At 47.8% G+C, this 17,559-nt stretch carries 16 protein-coding genes; 11 read left to right on the forward strand and 5 right to left on the reverse strand.

All coding sequences use genetic code 11. The annotated features are described in order from the left end of the window. Nucleotides 1–149 precede the first annotated feature (149 nt). Nucleotides 150–548, forward strand: a complete 399-nt coding sequence (locus Q4488_RS03485; RefSeq protein WP_303579067.1) for an acyl-CoA thioesterase — start codon at nucleotides 150–152, stop codon at nucleotides 546–548. 37 nt (nucleotides 549–585) lie between these two features. On the opposite strand, the gene Q4488_RS03490 is transcribed toward Q4488_RS03485, so the two are convergent. From Q4488_RS03490 to Q4488_RS03505, 4 genes are all read right to left on the reverse strand, one after another. Beyond that, nucleotides 586–1,815 carry a nucleoside recognition domain-containing protein gene (locus Q4488_RS03490; protein ID WP_303579068.1) on the reverse strand — a complete coding sequence of 410 codons (1,230 nt, stop codon included), beginning with the start codon at nucleotides 1,813–1,815 and terminating at the stop codon, nucleotides 586–588. 84 nt (nucleotides 1,816–1,899) lie between these two features. Next, entirely contained in the window at nucleotides 1,900–4,116 is a 2,217-nt protein-coding gene (uvrD, locus tag Q4488_RS03495; protein WP_303579069.1) for a DNA helicase II, read from the reverse strand. Between the two features lie 118 nt (nucleotides 4,117–4,234). Further along, entirely contained in the window at nucleotides 4,235–5,188 is a 954-nt protein-coding gene (locus Q4488_RS03500) for a homoserine kinase (RefSeq protein ID WP_303579070.1), read from the reverse strand. 34 nt (nucleotides 5,189–5,222) lie between these two features. After that, nucleotides 5,223–5,510, reverse strand: coding sequence for a DUF2782 domain-containing protein (locus Q4488_RS03505; RefSeq protein WP_303579071.1), 288 nt, complete (start codon nucleotides 5,508–5,510; stop codon nucleotides 5,223–5,225). 117 nt (nucleotides 5,511–5,627) lie between these two features. Here Q4488_RS03505 and polA point away from each other — a divergent pair, with 117 nt between their 5' ends. Further along, complete coding sequence (gene polA, locus Q4488_RS03510; protein WP_303579072.1) at nucleotides 5,628–8,369, forward strand: DNA polymerase I; 2,742 nt, start codon at nucleotides 5,628–5,630, stop codon at nucleotides 8,367–8,369. A gap of 249 nt (nucleotides 8,370–8,618) precedes the next feature. On the opposite strand, the gene yihA is transcribed toward polA, so the two are convergent. Beyond that, nucleotides 8,619–9,254: a ribosome biogenesis GTP-binding protein YihA/YsxC gene (gene yihA / locus Q4488_RS03515; RefSeq protein WP_303579073.1), complete on the reverse strand. Its 636-nt coding sequence runs from the start codon at nucleotides 9,252–9,254 to the stop codon at nucleotides 8,619–8,621. Between the two features lie 205 nt (nucleotides 9,255–9,459). Here yihA and Q4488_RS03520 point away from each other — a divergent pair, with 205 nt between their 5' ends. The 9 genes from Q4488_RS03520 to tatC all read left to right on the forward strand — a co-directional run bounded on the left by Q4488_RS03520 (nucleotide 9,460) and on the right by tatC (nucleotide 16,555). After that, nucleotides 9,460–10,062, forward strand: coding sequence for a cytochrome c (locus tag Q4488_RS03520; RefSeq protein WP_303579074.1), 603 nt, complete (start codon nucleotides 9,460–9,462; stop codon nucleotides 10,060–10,062). A gap of 135 nt (nucleotides 10,063–10,197) precedes the next feature. Beyond that, the gene (locus Q4488_RS03525) at nucleotides 10,198–10,821 is read left to right on the forward strand and encodes a thiol:disulfide interchange protein DsbA/DsbL (protein ID WP_303579075.1); all 624 of its coding nucleotides are present in this window, start codon (nucleotides 10,198–10,200) and stop codon (nucleotides 10,819–10,821) included. A gap of 150 nt (nucleotides 10,822–10,971) precedes the next feature. After that, nucleotides 10,972–12,498, forward strand: a complete 1,527-nt coding sequence (locus Q4488_RS03530) for a GGDEF domain-containing protein (RefSeq protein ID WP_303579076.1) — start codon at nucleotides 10,972–10,974, stop codon at nucleotides 12,496–12,498. A gap of 100 nt (nucleotides 12,499–12,598) precedes the next feature. Further along, nucleotides 12,599–14,236: a ubiquinone biosynthesis regulatory protein kinase UbiB gene (gene ubiB, locus Q4488_RS03535; RefSeq protein WP_303579077.1), complete on the forward strand. Its 1,638-nt coding sequence runs from the start codon at nucleotides 12,599–12,601 to the stop codon at nucleotides 14,234–14,236. Between the two features lie 104 nt (nucleotides 14,237–14,340). Further along, nucleotides 14,341–14,730, forward strand: coding sequence for a phosphoribosyl-AMP cyclohydrolase (hisI, locus tag Q4488_RS03540; RefSeq protein WP_303579078.1), 390 nt, complete (start codon nucleotides 14,341–14,343; stop codon nucleotides 14,728–14,730). Nucleotides 14,731–14,738: 8 nt separating this feature from the next. Beyond that, nucleotides 14,739–15,074 (forward strand): phosphoribosyl-ATP diphosphatase, encoded by a 336-nt coding sequence (locus Q4488_RS03545; RefSeq protein WP_303579079.1) that lies wholly within the window; start codon nucleotides 14,739–14,741, stop codon nucleotides 15,072–15,074. 95 nt (nucleotides 15,075–15,169) lie between these two features. Next, the gene (gene tatA / locus Q4488_RS03550) at nucleotides 15,170–15,415 is read left to right on the forward strand and encodes a Sec-independent protein translocase subunit TatA (RefSeq protein ID WP_303579080.1); all 246 of its coding nucleotides are present in this window, start codon (nucleotides 15,170–15,172) and stop codon (nucleotides 15,413–15,415) included. Between the two features lie 17 nt (nucleotides 15,416–15,432). Further along, on the forward strand, nucleotides 15,433–15,807 hold the full coding sequence (gene tatB, locus Q4488_RS03555; protein ID WP_303579081.1) for a Sec-independent protein translocase protein TatB: 375 nt from the start codon (nucleotides 15,433–15,435) through the stop codon (nucleotides 15,805–15,807). After that, nucleotides 15,800–16,555, forward strand: coding sequence for a twin-arginine translocase subunit TatC (gene tatC / locus Q4488_RS03560; RefSeq protein ID WP_303579082.1), 756 nt, complete (start codon nucleotides 15,800–15,802; stop codon nucleotides 16,553–16,555). The genes tatB and tatC overlap by 8 nt, the downstream gene beginning before the upstream one ends. Nucleotides 16,556–17,559: the final 1,004 nt, after the last annotated feature.

A 17,559-nucleotide genomic window follows, 5' to 3' on the forward strand; every position in this document is an offset into this window, starting at 1 on the left:
AAGGGGCTTGTGTGACAGGGATGTGACAAGGTGAAATATTTTTCGACGCGAAAGAAAATGGTCAGACATCTTTTTGCTAGACCAACGTCGGGTAATTAATAGTAAAATACCGGCAGATAACAATAACTTGATCTGGGAAGTAACCTGATATGAATACCGATAAGACATTGCTCAAGCCTGAAGGCGAACTTAGCCTTCGCTGTCCTGCGTCGGGTGCGGCGGCGAATATGTTTGGCGATGTGTATGGTGGCTGGGTTGCCTCTCAGGCAGTCTTGGCGGCTGAAATTCGTGCCGCGGAGGCCGCCGAAGGGCGGGTGGCAACGGTTTCCATTGGTGCTATGAGCTTTATGGCGCCAGTACTCGAGGGGACCATTTTGAGTTTTTATACGCGGATTAAAGAGCAAGGTATCAGTTCGTTACGTATTAACGTTGAAGTGTGGGGCTGTTGTCCCGATGGTCGTGATCTGCGCAAAGTCTCAGAGACAGAATGTGTTCAAGTGGCGATTGATGGCCATGGTCATATTCGAGCGCTCGATTTTGGTCAGTAAGTCGATGGCCTTATTTTTTATTGGCGCGGTTATCTGCTTAGCCAAAGAACCAATAGCCCACCACAATCGCACTGATGATGCCCGCCAGATCGGCGGTTAGGCCGCAGGCTAAGGCATGCCGCGTATGGCGAATACCCACCGAACCGAAGTAAACGGCCAGGACGTAAAAGGTGGTTTCAGTTGATCCTTGAATGATGGCGGCTAAGCGTCCGGCAAACGAATCAACGCCATGCGTATTGATGGTGTCGAGCATCATGGCGCGAGCCCCCGAACCGCTCAGCGGCTTCATTAGTGCGGTGGGCAGCGCATCAACAAAGCGGGTATCGATGCCGAGGTATGAAATACCTTCACGTAGCAGCCAGATCGCACCATCCATCACGCCACTGGCGCGAAACACGCCTATCGCCACCAGCATTGCCAGTAAGTAGGGGATAATCATAATCGCCACCGAAAACCCCTCTTTAGCGCCCTCGACAAACGTTTCGTAGATATTCACTCCTTTGAGGTGGGCGGCGGTGAGGAAACAGATAATGGCACTAAAAATCATCAGATTGCCAATCAGAGATGATTGCTGCTGCAGCTGAGTCACGGTAAGCGTGGCAAAATAGCCAATGAACGCAAGCAATAGCGCGAAAAAACCACCTAGATAGAGTAGCGTTATCCGTTCCCAGAGACGAATCTTCTGTACCCAGGCAACGGCGAGTAATCCGGCCAGTGTGGAACAGCAGGTGGCCATTAAAATGGGAATAAATACCGAGGTGGGATCGCTTGCTCCCTGTTGTGCACGATAGAGAAACACGGTAATGGGGAACAGCGTGACCGATGAAGTATTTAATACCAGAAATAAAATTTGGGCATCGGTCGCGCGGGTTTTATCGGGGTTGAGTCGTTGCAGATCCTGCATCGCTTTCAAACCGAGTGGGGTGGCCGCGTTATCCAGTCCCAGCATATTGGCGGAGAGATTCATGGTCATCGAGCCGATGGCCGGATCGCCTTTTGGCACGTCTGGCATCAGCCGAGTAAATAATGGACTGAGGCCATTGGCAAGCTTGGTGATTAACCCTGCGGCTTCGGCGAGTTTCATGATGCCGAGCCAAAAGGCGAGTGTACCGATTAGCCCTAGCGCTAATTCAACCGACAGTTTGGACATATCAAAGGTGGCTTGCACCATCCGTTGAAAAACGGCGGCGTCCGCCCCGATAAGCCATTGATATAAGCCGCCGGCAAAGGCTAGTAGGAAAAATCCAAGCCAGATTCTGTGTAACATGTCGGTTCCTCTCCGATTGTTTCAGAATAGGGTCGCGGCGACAGGGTGGACAAAATAAACACAGTTAAGCGTTGCGAGCGTCGCTTACATCGCTTGTAGATTGGCGTATCCCACCACCAGCCATTTACTGCCTTCTGCATCGAAATTGACCTGCACGCGTGCTTTGGGCCCCGATCCTTCGTAATTAACGACAATGCCGTCACCGAAAATAGCATGAGAGACACGCTGTCCCAAGACGATCTGCGTATCCGGTACTTCGGCCTGATTGAACATGGCTGGGCGCTGTTGCTGTCGCGCCGTCACGGGCCGACTCACGCTAGCATTTAAGCGCACCTCCTCTAAGCAACTGTCCGGTATCTCACGGATAAAGCGGGAGGGCCGGTTAAAGGTTTCATTGCCATGTAGGCGTCGTGACTCAGCATAGGTAATATAGAGCTTCTGCATCGCACGGGTAATACCAACATAGCAGAGTCGGCGTTCCTCTTCGAGACGGTCACCTTCTTCTAGGGACATTTTATGCGGGAACAGTCCCTCTTCCATACCGGCGAGAAAGACCAGTGGGAATTCCAGCCCTTTGGCGGAGTGCAGTGTCATCAGCTGCACCGAATCCTGATGTTCATCGGCCTGAGCTTCTCCGGCATCGAGCGCCGCATCATCGAGGAACGCGGTGAGTGGGGTACTGTTTTCGTTGCCCTCTTTATCAGGCTGCCAAGTCGATAGGTATTGTCGTGCGGCACTGATTAATTCTTCAAGGTTTTCGATTCTTGCCTGCGCTTTTTCACCTTTTTCTTTTAGATGATGATCGATCAATCCTGATTTTTGAATCGCATGTTCTGTTTGCTCATGCAGGTCCGTGCCCTCGGTGTCCTGTGCAATCTGATTCACCAGATCGATAAAGGCTTGCAGTGCATTGGCGGCTCGGGCGGTGAGTTTATTCAGCTCGATGACTTCGTTGGCTGCCCGCCACATAGAGATGCCTTCGGTACGCGCATGCAGACGAATCTCTTCGATGGTTTTACCGCCGATACCACGGGTGGGCACATTAATCACGCGTTCCATGGCGGTATCATCTTCGCGATTACTCACTAAACGGAGGTAAGCGAGGGCATTTTTGATCTCTAAACGGTCATAAAATCGTTGTCCGCCGTAAATACGGTAAGGCATGCCGGCACGAATTAAGGCTTCCTCAAGCACCCGTGACTGCGCGTTAGAGCGATACAGAATGGCACTTTCACTGCGTTGATTGCCCTTGCTTACCCAACTTTCGATCTGATCAACAATAAATCGAGATTCATCCTGTTCATTGAATGCCGAATAAAGAGAGATCGGTTCGCCATCCGGCTGATCGGTGTGCAGTTCTTTGCCTAAACGCCCTTGGTTATTGCGAATTACGTCGTTGGCGGCCTGCAAAATGGTATTACTGGAGCGGTAGTTTTGCTCCAGTTTAATGACCATGGTGTCTTTAAAGTCTTGATTGAAACGTTGAATATTCTCAATCTTCGCCCCGCGCCAGCCGTAAATTGATTGATCATCATCACCGACGGCCATCAGCTTTTCGGATTTGGGTTGACGTGGATCGAGAGGCTGACAGAGCAGTTTTAGCCACGCGTATTGAATCGAGTTCGTGTCTTGAAACTCATCCACCAGAATATAGCGAAAGCGTTCTTGATAGTGTTCTAGCAGGGCTGGTTTATGATCTCGCAGTAGCTCAAGCGAACGTAGCAGTAATTCACCAAAATCAACCATACCGCCGCGATCACAGGCTTCTTCATACGCGGCGTAAACATTCGCCATGACCTGCGCATGAGGATCACCGCCGGGGTCTATATGGCGGGCACGTAAACCTTCATCTTTCTGCGCATTGATATACCACTGAAACTGACGGGCAGGCCAGCGGCTATCATCCAGATTCATCTCTTTGGCCAGCCGCTTAATAAGGCGCAGTTGATCATCGGAATCCATAATCTGGAAATTTTGCATTAGCCCTGCATCATGCCAATGAGCCCGCAAAATTCGGTGCGCTAGGCCATGAAAGGTGCCGACCCACATGCCGCTGGGATTGATACCCATTAGCTCTTGAATTCGGCCACGCATCTCTTTGGCGGCTTTATTGGTAAAGGTGACCGCCATAATAGAATAAGGCGAGAGCCCTTCTGTTTGTACCAACCAGGCGATTCGGTGCACTAGCACGCGGGTTTTACCGGAACCGGCACCGGCGAGCACCAGCATATTACACACCGGTGCAGAAACGGCTTCCCGTTGGGCTTCGTTTAATGAATCAAGGAGATGGGATACGTCCATAAGGGCTTCTTTAGATAGCTGTATAAATATTCAGGTAAGGATTATAGCGATCAGAGCGGTCAGTGGCTATTAAAAGCCGGTTAAACGCCGCTCGTCTCGTTTTGTCTAGTCGCTTCGATCAGGGTAGTTGGGCTGGATGATCGATACGGTATTGCAGTATTCGCTTGAGCTCTTGCGGGTCTTTGATCTTCTGGGTGGAGTCGGGGTCCAGCGCTGGAATCAGACGGGATAACCAGAAGCGCATGGCCGCGGTACGTACCAACTGTGGCCAAGCTAGGTATTCATTCGCTTCGAATGGGCGCACCGCCGCATAGGCGTTTAAGAGAGCTGTTTCTCGCTGTGGATCGATTGAACCATCGGCATTGATGCACCAGTCATTCGCCACAATCGCGAGATCAAATAACAGGTAGCCGCTACAAGCATTGTAGATATCCAAAATAGCACTGAGCTGATCATCCTGAAACAGGGCGTTATCGAAGAATAGATCGCCATGGATCACGCCTTGAGGTAGGTTCCAAGGTTGTTCCCGTAATTGATCGAATAGTGCCACCTCGTTACGTAACAGGGCGGCTTCGTCAGCGTTAAGCTTATTAGCAATGTGCTGTGATTCTCGCCGCCACCAGAACACGCCACGATGGGCTTGACGTTGTAGATAAAAATCACGGCCCGCTTGATGAAACTCGGCGAGTGCCGTGCCGATCTGATGACAGTGCGCCGGCGTTAGGGATTCAACGTGTCTACCGGGTAGACGGGGTTGTAGCAGTGCGGGTCGGTTATGCAGCGTCTTCAGAGCAATGCCGTTGCTATCTTTGAAGGGAAAGGGCACTGGGCAGCCGCGATCAGCCAACCAAGTGGTTAGCTCAACAAAATAGGGCATCTCTTCTTGGTTTAACTCTTCGAAAAGTGTGAGTACATACTCTTCGGTTAAACCCGCGTCGGTGCGGAGGGTGACGAAATAGTTCGTGTTTTCAATGCCACCGTCGATACCTTGAAACTCGATTAGCTGACCCCGCTCGAAATCATGTAACAGTTGTTCTAGATCGGTGCGACTAATCTTTGTGTATACAGCCATAAATTACGCTTCGTTAGTTACTGCGTTGAACAAATTACCAACTGAATAGAATCCATTTCGGTAGCATCAGATTGGAGTCTTCAGAACGATAAAATTCGCCATCATCCGTGGGTATCAGGTAGTAAGTTTTACCGATGGTAGGTTTGACTTTTATTTCTATCAGTTGGCCATTAACGCGGTATTCGTAATAAGTGGCTTGATCGCCTTGACGAATGGTGACAGCCGGATCATCGTCATTAAATTCTGGCAGCACATCGGCACTCGCTGTAGAAACTATCGAAAACGAGCATAGTAGTGTCAACAATAGCACTATTTTTTTCATAACCACTCCGTGAACTGAGGTCGCCTCTTCTGTGTCAGAGGCATATCTAATATGATGGTGTCTGACGGACACCAAACCCGCTAACAATATCCCTTGACGGACAATAACTGCAATACCATGACCGCAAATACTTCTCCTATTATATTAGTCGATGGCTCTTCATACCTGTACCGAGCGTTTTTTGCTGCCCAACAGGCCGATATGCGTACCTCTGAAGGGGTTCCAACCGGAGCCGTCAGATTGGTCACCAGTATGCTACGTAGCCTAATTAAACAGTATCCTAACAGCCCGGTTGCCGTGGTGTTTGATGCCAAAGGCAAAACGTTCCGTGATGATATCTATCCCGAGTATAAGGCGCAGCGCCCTTCGATGCCCGATGATTTGCGGGCTCAGATTGAACCGATTCATCAGATTGTACGTGCCATGGGCTTTCCATTGATCTCTGTGGCAGGGGTTGAGGCTGATGATGTGATCGGCACCCTCGCGCGCGAAGCCAGTGCCAAGGGGCTGGACACCATTATCTCCACTGGCGATAAAGATATGGCGCAACTGGTCGATCAGCATGTCAGCCTGATTAATACCATGAATGATTCCCATATGGATGTGGATGGGGTGAAGGATAAATTCGGTATTCCACCGGCGTTGATTATCGACTATTTGGCGTTGATGGGGGATAAAGTCGATAACATTCCTGGGGTGCCAGGGGTGGGTGAAAAAACGGCCTTGGCATTACTGCAGGGTATCGGTGGTATTAGTGATCTGTATGAGAACCTAGATAAGATAGCTGCGTTAGGGTTTCGCGGTTCGAAAACCATGGCTAAAAAGCTACAAGATAATCGTCAAGCGGCAGAGCTCTCGTATCTGTTAGCGACGATTAAAACCGATCTCGAATTGGAGTGCGGTATCGAGGATATACCGTTACCGGTGGCCGATAATGAGCAGTTGCTGGCGCTGTTTCAGCAGTGTGAGTTTCGCACTTGGGTCAGTGATTTAGATGCGGCAGCGGCTATGGATACTAAAGCGGCGGAAAATCAGGCGCAGTTACCGACTGAAATTATCTATGAAACGATTTTAGATCAAGATGATTTTGATCGTTGGCTGAATGTGTTGGCTGCTGCCGAACTGTTTGCCTTTGATACTGAAACTGACAGCCTTAATTATATGGAAGCTAACCTTATCGGTGTGTCTTTCTCGGTTGAGCCAGGTAAGGCGGCTTATTTACCGCTGGCGCATGATTATATGGGCGCACCGGCTCAGTTAGATCGTCAGGCTGTACTACAACAGCTAAAGCCGTTACTCGAAAGCGAAACACATCGGAAAGTTGGTCAGCATATCAAATATGATATGAATGTCTTGGCGCGTTATGACATTGCGCTGCAAGGCATTGCTTTCGATACCATGCTTGAATCCTATGTACTGAACTCTACCGCAACGCGCCATAATATGGATGCCATGGCTGATTTCTATCTTGGGGTGAAGACGGTTAAGTTTGAAGAGATTGCCGGAAAAGGTAAAAAGCAGCTCACGTTTAATCAGATCGAGATGGAACAGGCCAGCCCTTACGCCGCAGAGGATGCCGATATTACCTTGCGCTTACATCAGCAGCTTAATGGTCAGCTGACTCGGACGCCTTCCCTTGAACGGGTATTGACTGAGATTGAGTGTCCGTTAATTCCAGTGTTGGCACGGATGGAGCAGCAAGGCGCGATGGTTGATGCGGCACAGCTGGCGATTCAAAGTCGGGAACATGGTGTGCGTTTGGCCGAATTAGAAGCCAAAGCGCATGAGCTGGCGGGAGGGCCTTTTAATTTGAGCTCACCGAAACAGTTACAGGAAATTCTGTTTGAACGGCAAAAGCTACCGATCTTAAAGAAAACTCCGAAAGGGGCTCCGTCGACGGCGGAAGAGGTGTTACAAGAGTTGGCGTTGGATTACCCGCTGCCTAAAATGATTATCGAACATCGTAGCTTGAGCAAACTGAAGAGTACCTACACGGATAAATTGCCACAGATGATTAATCCAGCCACAGGACGGATACATACCTCCTATCATCAGGCAGTGACCGCCACGGGACGACTCTCATCATCCGATCCTAACCTGCAGAACATCCCTATTCGCTCCTCCGAAGGGCGCCGTATTCGTCAGGCTTTTGTGGCCCCTGAGGGATATAAGTTGGTGGCGGCGGATTACTCCCAAATCGAGCTACGTATCATGGCGCACCTGTCACAGGATCAAGGTTTGCTGAATGCTTTCGCGCAAGGGGAAGATGTGCATAAAGCAACGGCGGCAGAAGTGTTTGGGGTTGAATTAGAAAACGTCACCACTGATCAGCGTCGTAGTGCGAAGGCGATTAACTTTGGCTTAATTTACGGAATGTCCGCCTTCGGTCTAGCGAAACAGCTGGGCATCGGCCGTAATGAAGCACAAACCTATATCGATCATTACTTTGCTACGTATCCCGGTGTGCAGCGTTATATGGACGATATTCGCTTGCAGGCGGCAGAAAATGGTTATGTCGAAACGTTGTTTGGGCGTCGCTTGTATCTGCCAGAGATTAAAGCCAGCAATGGTATGCGCCGACAAGCTGCCGAGCGAACTGCGATCAATGCGCCGATGCAGGGAACGGCGGCGGATATTATTAAGAAAGCCATGGTCGCTGTTGATCACTGGCTACAGAATAGCACGAGTGGTGCCCAGATGATCATGCAGGTGCATGATGAATTGATCCTTGAAGTGCCTGAAGCGTGTATCGATGAGGTCACGGCGCAATTAGTTGAGCTGATGCAAGGGGCTGCCGATTTAGATGTACCATTACTGGTGGAAGCCGGTATTGGAGATAACTGGGATCAGGCTCATTGAGGCTAATCTGTTGATTTGTTGGCGAGGCCGATGCCTGAACTTTTTCCAATAATGGTTATCTAACTTGCTATAAGAGTTAGGTTGGTGCCTTGTTAGGGATCGTAGGGATCGTAGGGATCGCTCTTATTTTACTTTTACATAGCATATACCGGTTCGTATGCTATGACGCTCTCGATATCAAACTGTTCCCCCTCTATGATTCGAGAGCTTTTTTTCTGTTTGCCCGGTAGCCGCTTAGTATAGCAGCGGTTATTTTTCTTCTGTTGCTTGTTCTTGATCATCCAGCAACCAGTGGTTGAGCTGTTCACGTAATTGATCAACACCGGTGGTTTTCAAGGCTGAAAATGTTTGTATCGTCAGCAAAGGGTTGGTTTTCACACTCAGCAATTGCTTCATTTTCAACAGCGCATTTTGTGCTGCGCCTCGGTTTAATTTATCGGCCTTGGTCAACAAAATGTGTAATGGCATCTCTGCTTCACCACACCACTCAATCATCATCTGATCGAACGCTTTTAATGGATGACGAATATCAACCATCAATACCACTCCGCGCAGGCATTGACGATTTTGCAAATAATCATTGAGGTGCTTTTGCCAGTGTTCCTTCATAGCGATAGGCACTTTGGCATAACCGTAGCCTGGTAGATCGACAATACGGACGCCTTCAACATTGGTGTCGAAGATGTTGATCAGTTGGGTTCGCCCTGGCGTTTTACTGGTGCGAGCCAGTTTCGCGTTGGTTAAGGTATTGATAGCGCTAGACTTGCCAGCATTGGAACGACCGGCAAATGCGACCTCGGCTCCGGTGTCTTCTGGACACTGACTGAGTTTGCTGGCGCTAGTGTTAAAGCGGGTCATATGATATTGAATTTGAGGAGAAGACATATACTTTTTGCCTATCAGCCTGCTATTGCAGACATTTATCGTTCCAGTTTGTGTGGATATTAGGTTATAATCTCGCCGGAATTCTACCTGTGGCAGGAATATTACACCAGTCCGGGTGTTGATTTGGTCGCCCTGTTTCAGTCTGATTAGCTTCAGATTGCGGCAGAAACCGTTAGCAATCTATAGCAAGAGTCTGGGTTAGTCGATGAATAAACTACTGATTGCCATACTGGCAAGCGTGAGTATCATAAGTGTTGCACATGCAGCGGGCGATGCTGCTGCAGGGCAAGGTAAAGTAGCCGTCTGTGGTGCATGTCATGGAGCTGATGGCAATAGTGCTGTCGGAAACTTTCCTAAGCTGGCAGGACAGAACGAACGTTACCTGTTAAAACAGCTGCAGGAAATTAAAGCGGGTGATCGACAGGTTGTCGAAATGACCGGCCTTTTGACTAATTTGAATGATCAAGATTTAGCGGATATTGCTGCTTACTTTGCATCGAAAAATATTCAAATTGGTGCGGCTAAAGCTGATTTGGTTGAAGCCGGTGAAAAAATCTATCGTGCCGGTGTTGAATCTAAAGGTGTTGCCGCTTGTACCGCGTGTCACGGTGCGCAGGGTAAAGGTATTGCCTCTGCCGGTTATCCTTCGTTAGGTGGACAGCATGCGCAATATGTTGAAACTCAATTGAAAAACTTCCGTGTTGGGACGCGTAATAATGACCCACAAGCGATGATGAGTACTATTGCAGCGAAGCTGAGCGATAAAGAAATTCAAGCCGTTGCTAGCTATATTCAAGGCCTGAATTAAGTAAGATTCAGCTTTGAGTCAGGAAAGGCAGCTTAAGCTGCCTTTTTTATTGGCAAAAATATTGTTCTCAGGGTGAACTTGATTCATCTTGGTGGGTCACAGTAGTTTGAATTTTCTGAAAGGTGGGATACAGATATGTTGAAAAAGCTTGCGATTGGGTTAATGCTTGCCTTCACTGCAGTAACAGCTCAGGCTGAAGAGTATCAAGCAGGCGTCAACTATGATGTGATTGCGATGCCAGTGCCGACAGCCGATAAAACCAAGGTTGAGGTGGTTGAGGCATTTGGTTATCTCTGCCCTCACTGTGCTAGTTTTGAGCCGATGTTACATCACTGGACGACTAAGCTGAGCTCCGATGTTAACTTTGCGCGTGTACCGGTGGTTTTTTCCCGATCATGGGAACCGTTGGCGCGGGCATATTATTCAGCCGATATTCTGCAAGCGTTGGATAAAACGCATCAGGCAACTTTTACCGCGCTGCATAATGAACGGCGTCGTTTTAACAGCCTAGAGGATCTGGCTGATTTCTATGCCGATCTCGGTGTTGATAAAGATAAGTTTATCGAAATGAATCAGTCTTTTGCTGTCAATATGCGTATGAATCAAGGTCAGTCTAAGCTGAAGGGCTATGGCATTCAGAGTGTGCCTACACTGGTTGTGAATGGTAAATACCGCATTACGGCGGAAAAAGCCGGGGGGCATGCTGGTATGCTTAAAGTAGCAGAGTATCTTATTGCACAGGAAAAACGAGCGTTATAAACGTTGATTTCTTTGAAAAAGCCGCTTAATGCGGCTTTTTTATTGCTTGTTTATCGGTTTACTGTTCGTTTGGGGCTGGCTTGTCGGGTCTGAACTGACATAACATTGGGGAAATTTATTTACTGGCTGACCGGTTTGTAAGGATTAAGGATGGAACAGGAAGACTGGAAAGAGCGTTATAAATCACTTTCTAATCAGATGGATGTGTTGCAGGCGCAACTTGAAGATCAGCCGCTCCAGCACCTAGTAATGCAGATGGCTATCGCGCTCGATGGTCAGTCAGAACAACTTGATTATGCCCTCAATACCTTAAGTGAGGAATTCAAAACGGATCAATCAGGGCAGCCTAATACACTGCGCTTAGTCGAAAAGCTGCTTCGTGGATTGGATATTGAACAGCAGGAATACCGTAATGGGCTGCTTCAGGGGCTGCATAAGTGGGTTTATCAACTGCGCCTTAATCTCACCAGTGATCCGAGTAAACAACGCCTTGCGCAGTTAGAGGAAGGGATAACCCTGTTCTTGGGAAAGCCGGCCTTTATTGCAAGCATTATCAACGATCTGGTTGAGCTACAAGAACCCATTTTAACCGATGATTTTAATCGTGGGCGGCAACAGGCGGAGCTAAAGCATGAGCATGACGCGTTGTTACAGAAGGTTGGAACTGAGCTGTTAAGTCTAATATCCGGTTTGAGTATCCCTCCGGGAGAAACGCGCCTCGCCCGGCAGCTGTCTAGTCGAATAGAGCAGGGCGTCACATTGAATGGACTATCCTCGATTATTAAAGATCTTGTTAGGTTAGTGACACGCCTTAACGCCTATAATGGTGCGGAATTTGAAAGTTATCTGCAAAATTTGACAGGGCAGTTAAGTGAAGTTCAGGCGTGCGTCGAAGCGGCTCAGAAGGATGACTTAGCAAAAGAAGAATTCGATCTATTGAGCCATGATATTGAGCAAGATGTTCAGGCGATACAAACCGTGATGTTGGAAGCTAACGATCTACAACAACTCAAGAGTGATGTCGCATCTCAGCTATCGAATATTGTTCACTCGGTTCAATTGTTTAAACAGCAAGAGGAACGTCGTGAACAGCGTCTCTATGAGCGCTATATGCAATTACAGCAACGCTTTGAGCAGATGGAAGAACAGACTCATCAGATGAAAGTGCATGTTGAGTCTGAACGACATAAGGCGATGACAGACTCTCTCACCTCGTTACCAAATCGAGCCGGCTATGATGATCAACTGAAGTCCGAGTTTGGTCGTTGGAGTCGTTACGGTCAGTCCTTTTCTCTCGCCGTGGCTGATCTGGATCTGTTTAAGCGAATCAATGATACCTATGGTCATCAAGCGGGTGATAAGGTGCTGCGGCTGGTGGCTAGTATTCTTAAACAACAGAGTCGCTCGACTGATTTTATCGCCCGCTATGGTGGTGAAGAATTTGTTATTCTGATGCCAGGGACAACGGCGCAGCAGGCATTGGTGGCGGTTGATAAAATACGTCAAGCGATTGCCCAAAGCCCATTTAATTTTCACGGTAAACCGGTTCAGATTACGCTCTCCATTGGATTAACTGAGGTACAGACGGATGACTCCGAGGATCATCTATTCGGTCGGGCGGATAAAGCGCTCTATACGGCAAAGCGACTGGGCCGAAATCGTACTGAATTGGGTTAGCCTGATGTATATTGAGTATCATGCAGCCCTTTACCTTCGATGATGAAGTGGGCAATATGCCTGCCTTATTCCCGAATAACTACCACGGAACATAACAGCGGTGCGACGTTTACTCCGAATTTTCAAAATAGCACGGGTTTTTGCGCGATATCGGCTTGATACCTTTTTTGAACAAATTAATTTGCATTGGTATGCCCGTTTATTACTAAAATTAATGCTCTGGCGTTACTTCATACCGGTGGGCTCTCGCTCACAGGGTGAGCGCTTACGTTTAGCGTTAGAAGAATTAGGCCCGGTGTTTATTAAGTTTGGTCAGATGCTGTCCACGCGACGGGATCTATTATCGGATGATTTGGCATTAGAGCTGACAAAACTGCAGGATCGAGTGCCGCCTTTTTCAAGCGCTGATTCTCAAAAGTTGATTGAAACTGCCTTAAATGCACCCGTTGAAGAGCTCTTTGCTGAGTTTAATGCTCAACCGATGGCCTCTGCGTCAGTCGCTCAAGTGCATGAGGCCTTGCTGTATAACGGTGAGGAAGTGGTGGTTAAAGTTATTCGCCCCGGTATTGCTAAAACCATTAAAAAAGATATGGACTTACTTTATACGTTGGCTCACCTAGTCGAAGCGTTGTGGGCTGAAGGGCGTCGACTTAAGCCGGTCGAGGTTGTTGCGGATTATGAAAATACCATCTTCGATGAGCTCGATTTGCGTAAAGAGGCTGCCAATGGCTCTCAGGTTAGGCGTAACTTTGAAAACTCTCCGATACTGTATGTACCTGAGATTTATTGGGATTTAACGCGGCAAAACGTTCTCGTAATGGAGCGTATTCATGGCATCCCTGTTGCTGATATTGAGCAATTGAAAGCACAGAATACGGATATGAAAAAATTAGCGGAGCAGGGCGTTGAGATCTTCTTTACTCAAGTGTTTCGGGATAGTTTCTTTCATGCGGATATGCATCCGGGAAACATTTTTGTAGCGCGAGAAAATCCCTCATCGCCACAGTACATTGCGGTAGATTTTGGTATCGTCGGTTCGCTGTCTCCCGAAGATCAAAGTTATCTTGCGCGTAACTTCTTGGCTTTTTTTCAGCGAGATTATCGACAAGTTGCTCAATTACATATTGATTCGGGTTGGGTGCCTGCCGATACAAATGTGCAGGCGTTTGAAACAGCTATTCGCAGTGTCTGCGAACCTATCTTTGAAAAGCCCTTGAAAGATATTTCGTTTGGGATGGTATTGATGGGATTATTTCAAACGGCGCGCCGCTTCAATATGGAAGTGCAGCCGCAGTTGGTATTGCTGCAGAAAACCTTGTTGAATATTGAAGGGTTGGGACGTCAGCTCTATCCGGAACTGGATCTGTGGCAAACCGGACAGCCATATCTCGAACGCTGGATGAAAGAACGAATGGGCCCGAAAGCGGTCTACCGTTCTATGAAACAGCAAGCACCTGATTGGTTAGAAAAAATGCCGCAATTACCGCAAATGGCTTATGATGCGCTGAGTCAGTTAAAGAATCTGGATGATACGCGGCGGCGAGATATGTTGGCCATGAGTATCGCTCGACAAGAACTGCATAAACAAAACAGCCATAAGTGGCGTTGGTTAGGTTTAATCTGCTTGGTGATCGCCGCTGGCGTGTCCTTCGATGATCCGTTATTCGTGATCCGTGAATTGCCCGCGATCAGTTGGCTGCTGGGCGGTGTTGGCGCTTTGTTATTATTGCGTCACTGAATTGAAACAATAAACATTTACCCTGCGACCTCCCGTATTTCGGGGATAGTAGTGTTGTAGGGGATCAGGTATCCTTGCCTGCTTAGACGATAAAGAATATTCATATGTCAGAACAGTGGTTAGAACAGGTTAAGTGGAATAGTGATGGCCTTGTGCCCGCGATCGCTCAGGATTTCGCTTCGGGTAAGGTATTGATGGTGGCATGGATGAATCGCGAAGCGCTTGCGTTGACGGTTCAAGAAAATAGGGCGATATATTGGTCTCGATCGCGGCAAAAGCTATGGCGTAAAGGCGAAGAGTCGGGGCATGTGCAGCAGCTCCATGATATTCGTCTCGATTGCGATGACGATGTTATTTTGTTGAGCGTGGAGCAGCTCGGCGGTATCGCTTGCCATACTGGGCGCGAACACTGTTTTTATAAAACCCTGAAAGAGGGTGAGTGGGTGGCTGTAGAGCCTGTTCTGAAAGATCCAAATACTATTTACGATAAGTAAGGCCTAATATGAGTGATGTATTGACGCAGTTGGGCGATATTCTCGAACAACGCAAAACAGCAACGACTGAAAAATCCTATGTGGCCAGTCTACATGCAAAAGGGTTGAACAAAATCCTAGAAAAGGTGGGTGAAGAAGCCACTGAAACTATCTTGGCAGCGAAAGATGCGCAGGTCAGTGGCGATAACAGTGATGTTGTTTATGAAACGGCTGATTTGTGGTTTCATTCATTGGTTGCATTGTCGCACTTGGGGGAGCGTCCTGAAGCGGTGATTAATGAACTGGCTCGTCGCTTCGATATGTCTGGGCTAGAAGAGAAAGCATCAAGGGCTGAACATAAATAAGCGGGGTCGTTATACAGCGTCCGCAGCAGTGAGCAGTCTAAAATAATTTAATGGACGATACCGATCGTTCATATTGAAACACGGAGAACAATAATATGTTAGGTGGTATTAGTCTTTGGCAGTTGGCTATTTTGTTGGTAATCGTTGTGCTGCTATTTGGTACTAAGAAGCTACGCAATCTAGGTGGTGATCTGGGCGGTGCAGTGAAAGGTTTTAAAAAGGCTATGAATGAAGAGCCGAAAGAAGAAGAAAAAAAGATTGAGAGTGATGCTGATTTTGCTGAGGTAGATAAGGCTGCAGCCAAAGATCAGGCTAAAGAAGAGTCAAAAACTGATAAGTAACCGACAGGTAGCTGTAAATGTTTGATATCGGTTTTGCAGAACTGCTGATTATCGCGGTCGTGGGATTAGTCGTACTGGGGCCTGAAAAGCTCCCCATCGCGGTTCGTACGGTTGGTCTATGGGTGAGTAAAGCAAAACGCACGTTGAGTGGCATTCAGTCAGAGATTAATGAAGAACTACGCTTAGACGAAATGAAGCGGCAGATCGTGATGCAAAAGGATGAGCTCGATCGGGAACTCAATGAAATGCGAACGCCTGCGGCAGACACCGTTGCCATTCAATCCGCCAAGCCCGATAGTGCTCCAGCGGTTGACGCTAATGTCACTCAGATAGAAAAAGAATCGGATATCGCCGTAGCGCCTGAACAGGAAAAGACCAAGGCTAATGATTGATCCTAACCAGTCTGATGATGAGCAGCCCATTGTTTCTCATCTTGTAGAATTACGTAGCCGTTTGATGCGGGCGTTATTGGCAATACTTATTCTGTTTATCTGTCTGTTTTATTTTGCGAATAACCTTTATGAAGTTGTGTCTGCACCGTTAACCGCGTTACTGCCTGCTGGCACTAGTATGATCGCAACCGATGTGACATCGCCTTTCTTCGCACCCTTTAAACTCACATTAGTGTTATCTATCTTTTTGGCGATGCCGATTATTCTGCATCAAGTCTGGGGTTTTATCTCTCCGGGTTTATATAAACATGAGAAGCGCTTGGCCGTGCCATTATTGGCCTCTAGCATAGTGCTGTTTTATACAGGCATCGCATTTGCTTACTTCGTCGTCTTCCCGCTGATCTTTGGCTTCTTTACCAGTGTCGGACCTGAGAACGTCGCCGTGATGACGGATATCAGCAGTTATCTTAATTTTGTCTTGAAGATTTTCTTTGCCTTTGGGGTGGTTTTTGAAATTCCCATCGCAACCTTGTTGTTGGTGTGGAGTGGCATAACAGATGTGCGCAGCTTGAGAGAGAAGCGGGCCTACGTGATTGTCGGATGTTTCGTACTGGGTATGTTATTAACCCCACCGGATGTTATCTCGCAAACCCTACTGGCCCTTCCTATGTGGTTGCTATTTGAGTTAGGGATTGTCTTAGCGGTCATCGTTAAACGGAAAACCCCCGAAACAGAAGCAGAAGAGTAAGGAAACTCTGCTGCTTAAAGACATATACGGCAGGCAAGGTTTTTCAGGGTAGTGGCTAGGATCAAACGCGTTTCATCACCGACACACCGTTGTTCTCTCATCGGATTTAAACCCCGCTTCAACCATCAGCGTGCAATAATCTTTGTAGCGAGCGACGCCCCGTCGCGATTAACTCCAGAATCAACAATCTTTGTAGCGAGCGACGCCCTCGTCGCGATTAACCTCAGAATCAACAATCTTTGTAGCGAGCAACGCCTCCGTCGCGATCAACCTCAGAATCAACAATCTTTATAGCGAGCAACGCCCCCGCCGCGATTAACCTCAGAATCAACAATCTTTGTAGCGAGCGACGCCCCGTCGCGATAAAACCTGATTTAATCACCGACGCGCAGCAACCTTTGTAGCGAACGCCGCTTGCATGCCCTCTGGCTATCCCGTCGCGATTAACCCCAGCTCTTAAAAGAACCCTCGTTACTCACAATTCACGCTATCGTAACAAATTATTCACTTTTTCGTGCTGTCCCTGTTGACTCTCTGCCTGTCCGGTGTAGAATGCGCCTCCTCGCTTGAGACAGCCACCGGAAACGGTCGCTGACACAAACCGAGCTGTTTGATTAACCCATTGAAAGCACAGCGTTTAACGCGAGCTTTTAACAGTGGAAAGTGAAACAGGAAGTCGCCGACTTCGTTTGCGAATTTGCTAAAAATTCTTAAACAAAAAGGTTGACTTCATCAGGGTGTTGAGTAGAATACGCACCTCGCTTGAGACGACTCACCGCAAACGGTTGAGTGTTGATAGCAACGCTCTTTAACAGATAGATCAGATAATTCGTGTGGGCGCTTGTTGAGATGAAGCACAAAAGCTTTATCAAAGTAAGCGACACATAAGTAAATTCATTTAGTTGTTTTTATGCAAGTTGTTTAATACTTTGAGCTAGATTTATCAGATATCATTTTCCGATATCTTTGATTTAAACTGAAGAGTTTGATCATGGCTCAGATTG

Origin of the sequence: Amphritea sp. 1_MG-2023 (genome assembly GCF_030547545.1) — a bacterium.
Classification (GTDB): domain Bacteria; phylum Pseudomonadota; class Gammaproteobacteria; order Pseudomonadales; family Balneatricaceae; genus Amphritea.

Excerpts from the sequence above, each read along its gene's own strand:
- Q4488_RS03485 (WP_303579067.1), top strand. The coding sequence starts at position 150 with ATGAATACCGATAAGACATTGCTCAAGCCTGAAGGCGAACTTAGCCTT.
- Q4488_RS03490 (WP_303579068.1), bottom strand. The coding sequence starts at position 1,815 with ATGTTACACAGAATCTGGCTTGGATTTTTCCTACTAGCCTTTGCCGGC.
- uvrD (WP_303579069.1), bottom strand. The coding sequence starts at position 4,116 with ATGGACGTATCCCATCTCCTTGATTCATTAAACGAAGCCCAACGGGAA.
- Q4488_RS03500 (WP_303579070.1), bottom strand. The coding sequence starts at position 5,188 with ATGGCTGTATACACAAAGATTAGTCGCACCGATCTAGAACAACTGTTA.
- Q4488_RS03505 (WP_303579071.1), bottom strand. The coding sequence starts at position 5,510 with ATGAAAAAAATAGTGCTATTGTTGACACTACTATGCTCGTTTTCGATA.
- polA (WP_303579072.1), top strand. The coding sequence starts at position 5,628 with ATGACCGCAAATACTTCTCCTATTATATTAGTCGATGGCTCTTCATAC.
- yihA (WP_303579073.1), bottom strand. The coding sequence starts at position 9,254 with ATGTCTTCTCCTCAAATTCAATATCATATGACCCGCTTTAACACTAGC.
- Q4488_RS03520 (WP_303579074.1), top strand. The coding sequence starts at position 9,460 with ATGAATAAACTACTGATTGCCATACTGGCAAGCGTGAGTATCATAAGT.
- Q4488_RS03525 (WP_303579075.1), top strand. The coding sequence starts at position 10,198 with ATGTTGAAAAAGCTTGCGATTGGGTTAATGCTTGCCTTCACTGCAGTA.
- Q4488_RS03530 (WP_303579076.1), top strand. The coding sequence starts at position 10,972 with ATGGAACAGGAAGACTGGAAAGAGCGTTATAAATCACTTTCTAATCAG.
- hisI (WP_303579078.1), top strand. The coding sequence starts at position 14,341 with ATGTCAGAACAGTGGTTAGAACAGGTTAAGTGGAATAGTGATGGCCTT.
- Q4488_RS03545 (WP_303579079.1), top strand. The coding sequence starts at position 14,739 with ATGAGTGATGTATTGACGCAGTTGGGCGATATTCTCGAACAACGCAAA.
- tatA (WP_303579080.1), top strand. The coding sequence starts at position 15,170 with ATGTTAGGTGGTATTAGTCTTTGGCAGTTGGCTATTTTGTTGGTAATC.
- tatB (WP_303579081.1), top strand. The coding sequence starts at position 15,433 with ATGTTTGATATCGGTTTTGCAGAACTGCTGATTATCGCGGTCGTGGGA.
- tatC (WP_303579082.1), top strand. The coding sequence starts at position 15,800 with ATGATTGATCCTAACCAGTCTGATGATGAGCAGCCCATTGTTTCTCAT.